The organism is Streptomyces sp. NPDC096193 (genome assembly GCF_040302905.1).
Taxonomy (GTDB): Bacteria; Actinomycetota; Actinomycetes; order Streptomycetales; family Streptomycetaceae; genus Streptomyces.
Window position 1 is genome coordinate 1 of record NZ_JBEOSJ010000060.1, and the last position, 4,156, is coordinate 4,156.

General features: G+C 70.0%; 1 protein-coding gene. It reads left to right on the forward strand.

What is annotated here, in order from left to right:
- A partial coding sequence (locus tag ABTX78_RS35980; RefSeq protein WP_352210963.1) for a non-ribosomal peptide synthetase occupies positions 1-4,156 on the forward strand: 4,156 nt, incomplete at both ends.

The window sequence follows — 4,156 nt, forward strand, 5'->3', positions numbered from 1 at the left end:
GTGATCCGACCTTCGCCGAGCTGATCACTCGGGTGCGGGAGAGGAGTCTGGCTGCTTACGCGCATCAGGACGTCCCCTTCGAGTACCTGGTCGAGTTGATCAATCCGACCCGTACCCTGTCGCACCACCCGCTCTTCCAGGTCATGCTCGCGCTCCAGAACGCCCCCGAGGCGACCTTCCGGCTGCCCGGACTCACGATCGACGTCGCTCCTGGGCGTACGGGTACGGCGAAGTTCGACCTGTTCTTCAGCCTTGCGGAGCGGCGCGGTGCCCACGGTGAACCGCAGGGCATCAGCGGGGCCGTCGAGTACTCCAGCGACATCTACGACGCGCCCACCGTCCAGGCCCTGTTCGACCGTTGGCTGCACTTCCTCGACATCGCCACCACCCACCCCGACCAGCGCCTCAACCACATCGACATCCTCACCCCCGACGAACACGGGCAACTGCTCGGCACCTGGCTGGAGACCGAGACCGAGATCGGCGAGAGACTGCTGCCGGTCCGCTTCGCCGAGCAGGCCGTCGCCACCCCTGACGCCGTGGCCCTGATCGCCGGGAACACCTCCCTGACCTACGCGGAACTGGACCGCCGCGCCAACCGCCTCGCGCACGTCCTGCTGCGCCGGGGCGCGGGTCCGGACCGGGTGGTCGCGCTGGCTCTGCCGCGTTCGGCCGAGCTGGTGGTCGCCCTGTTGGCCGTGCTCAAGAGCGGCGCCGCGTACCTGCCGCTGGACCCGGACCACCCGGCCGGCCGCCTTGTCTACGTTCTCGAGGACGCACGGCCCGCCCTGTTGCTCACCACACTGTCGACCGACTCCCGGACGCCGAACGGTGGTTCGGCGGAACGACTGGTGCTGGACTCCCCGGAGGCACACGCACTGCTGGCCGCCTGCCCCGACACCGACCCGGCCGAGACCGGCCACGCAGGGCCGCCGGCCCCCGAGGCCGCCGCGTACGTGATCTACACGTCAGGCTCGACCGGTCGTCCCAAGGGCGTGGTCGTACCCCACGCGCCGCTGCTCAACTTCCTGGAAGCAATGCGGCGCAAGGTCCCGCTCCGGACGGGGGAACGGCTGCTCGCGGTCACCACGGTGGCGTTCGACATCGCCGCGCTGGAGCTGTACCACCCGCTCCTGTCGGGCGCCACGGTCGTCCTGGCCCTTAAGGAGTCCGTCCCTCAACCGTCCGCCGTGCTCGACCTGATCGCCAGGCACGGCGTCACGGTCGTACAGGGCACCCCTTCGCTGTGGCAGCTCCTGGTGGCGCACGAGCCCGAGGCCCTACGGGGCCTGCGCATGCTGGTCGGCGGTGAGGCGCTGCCCACCACGCTCGCCGAGTCGATGCGCACGCTCACAGACGACCTGACCAACCTGTACGGCCCCACCGAGACCACAATCTGGTCGACCGCCGCGGACCTGGCCGGCGGCGCGGGCGCACCGCCGATCGGCCGACCGATCGGCAACACGCGGGCCTATGTGCTGGGTTCGGGTCTGGAGTTGGTGGCGCCTGGTGTGGTGGGGGAGCTGTACATCGCGGGATCCGGTGTGGCCCGCGGCTATCTGAACAAGTCCGGCTTGACGGCTGAGCGGTTCGTGGCGGACCCGTACGCTCCCGAGCCCGGTAGGCGGATGTACCGCACCGGTGACCTGGTGCGCTGGAACCAGGATGGCGAGCTGGAGTTCGTCGGGCGCGTCGACCACCAGATCAAGATCCGCGGTTTCCGCATCGAACTCGGCGAGATCGAGGAGGTCCTCACCGACCACACGGACGTGGCGCAGGCAGCCGTCGTCGTCCGCGAGGACCAGCCCGGTGACACCCGACTCGTCGCCTATGTCGTCGCCGACACCTCGGCGCGCGACCACGACGAGGCTGTGGAACAGGACCAGCTCAGCGAGTGGCAGACCCTGTACGACGCCGTGTACACCGCTGCGGAGCAGACGGCCTTCGGCGAGAACTTCGCAAGCTGGAACAGCAGTTACGACAGCCGGCCGATCCCGCTGCCCGAGATGCGGGAATGGCGTGACACGACCGTCGACCGCATTCGGTCCCTGAGGCCGCGCCGCGTCCTCGAAATCGGTGTCGGCACCGGCCTGCTCCTGGCCCGGCTGGCGCCCGAGTGCGAGGAGTACTGGGGCACCGACTTCTCCCGCACCGTCATCGACGAGCTTCGGCGGCACGTCGACGCCGATCCCGTCCTGGCCACCCGGGTCCACCTACGCACCCAGCCCGCCCACGACTTCGGCGACCTTCCGCAGGGCCACTTCGACACGATCGTGCTCAACTCCGTGGCCCAGTACTTCCCGAACGCCGGCTACCTGGAACAGGTCGTCCACCACGCGCTCCGTGCCCTCACCCCAGGTGGTGCCCTGTTCCTGGGCGACCTGCGTCATCCGCGGTTGCTGCGGACCTTCGTCTCCGGTGTGCAGGCGGCGCGTGCCGAGGACCCGACCGACACGGCCGCGATCCGCCGTGCCGTGGAGCAGAGCCTGGTGCTGGAGAAGGAACTCCTCGTCGACCCCGAGTACTTCAGTGCCCTCGCTCACCACGTCCCCGACCTGGCGGGCACCGACATCCAGCTCAAGCGCGGCACCGCCCACAACGAACTCACCCGCTACCGCTACGACGCCACCCTCTACAAGACCGGCATCACCACCCACCCCCTCGACGACGCCCCCACCCGACCCTGGCTCGCTCACAGCGACGCCCAAGCCCACCTCGCTGATCTGAGGCAGCAGTTGGCGGCCGGACGGCCTGCGGCACTTCGCCTCACCAACGTTCCGAACCCCCGCCTCGTCCACGAACTCGCCGTGCGGCAAGCCCTCGAAGACGGCGCACCCTTGCCCGACCGCCTCACCGCGACACGAACCAGCCTCGAGGCCTTCCACACCCTTGGCGACGAGCACGGCTACTGGACCGGCATCACCTGGAACACCCAGGACACCGACACCGTGGACGTCGTCTTCGTCGACCGGAGCCGGCTGTCCGGCCGTGCCCCCGTCGGCACCTACGCCGCACTCCCCACCAGCGCCTCCACCGCACCCCTGTCCACGTGGGCGACCAACCCCGCCGCCCGCCGCGGCACCGGTGCCCTGGTCACCAAGCTCCGTGAGCACACCCGCGACCATCTGCCCGACTACATGGTCCCCTCGGCCATCGTCCCCCTCGACCGGCTCCCCTTGACGGCAAACGGCAAGCTGGACCGGGCAGCCCTGCCCACGCCGGACTTCGCGTCTGCCGGATCGGGACGAGGGGCGCGCACGCCGCAGGAGCAGATCGTGTGCGATCTGTTCGCGCAGGTTCTGGGGCTGCCGCGGGTCGGCGTGGACGACGACTTCTTCGACCTGGGCGGGCACTCGCTGCTGGCCACCCGCCTCATCGGTCAGATCCGTGCGGCGTTCGGCGTGGAGCTGGAGCTGCGTGCGCTGTTCGAGGGCCCGACGCCGGCCGCGGTGGCGGCACTCCTCGACACCGCCGCCCCTGGACGCCTGGCGCTCACCGTCCGCCGGCGACCCGAGGTCATGCCGCTGTCCTTCGCCCAGCGCAGGCTGTGGTTCATCCACAAGATGGAGGGGCCGAGCGCCACCTACAACATCCCACTGGCCCTGAGGCTGAGTGGTGAGTTGGACCGTGACGCGCTGCGTGCCGCTCTCGGTGACGTGGTGGCCCGGCACGAGAGTCTGCGGACGGTGTTCCCCGAGGCCGAGGGCGTCCCCTGCCAGCAGGTGCTGTCACCCGAGGCGGCCGTCCCGCACCTCGCCGTCCACCCCACGACCGAGGCCGGGCTGCCGGAGGCCCTGAAGTCAGCGGCGCGACACCCCTTCGACCTGGCGACCGAAACCCCCCTGCGCGCCGAGCTGTTCCGCCTCGCCCCCGACCACCACGTCCTCGTCCTGGTCGTGCATCACATCGCGGGTGATGGGTGGTCGCTGGGCCCGCTGGCCACTGACCTCACTCGTGCCTACTCCGCGCGGGTGGAGGGGCGGGTGCCGGAGTGGTCTGCGTTGCCGGTGCAGTATGCGGACTACACGTTGTGGCAGAACGAGCTGCTCGGCGACCAGAACGACCCGGACAGCCTGTTCGCGACGCAGATCGCTTACTGGACCGAGGCGTTGGCGGGTCTGCCGGATCAGCTGACGTTGCCTTCGGATCGTCCGCG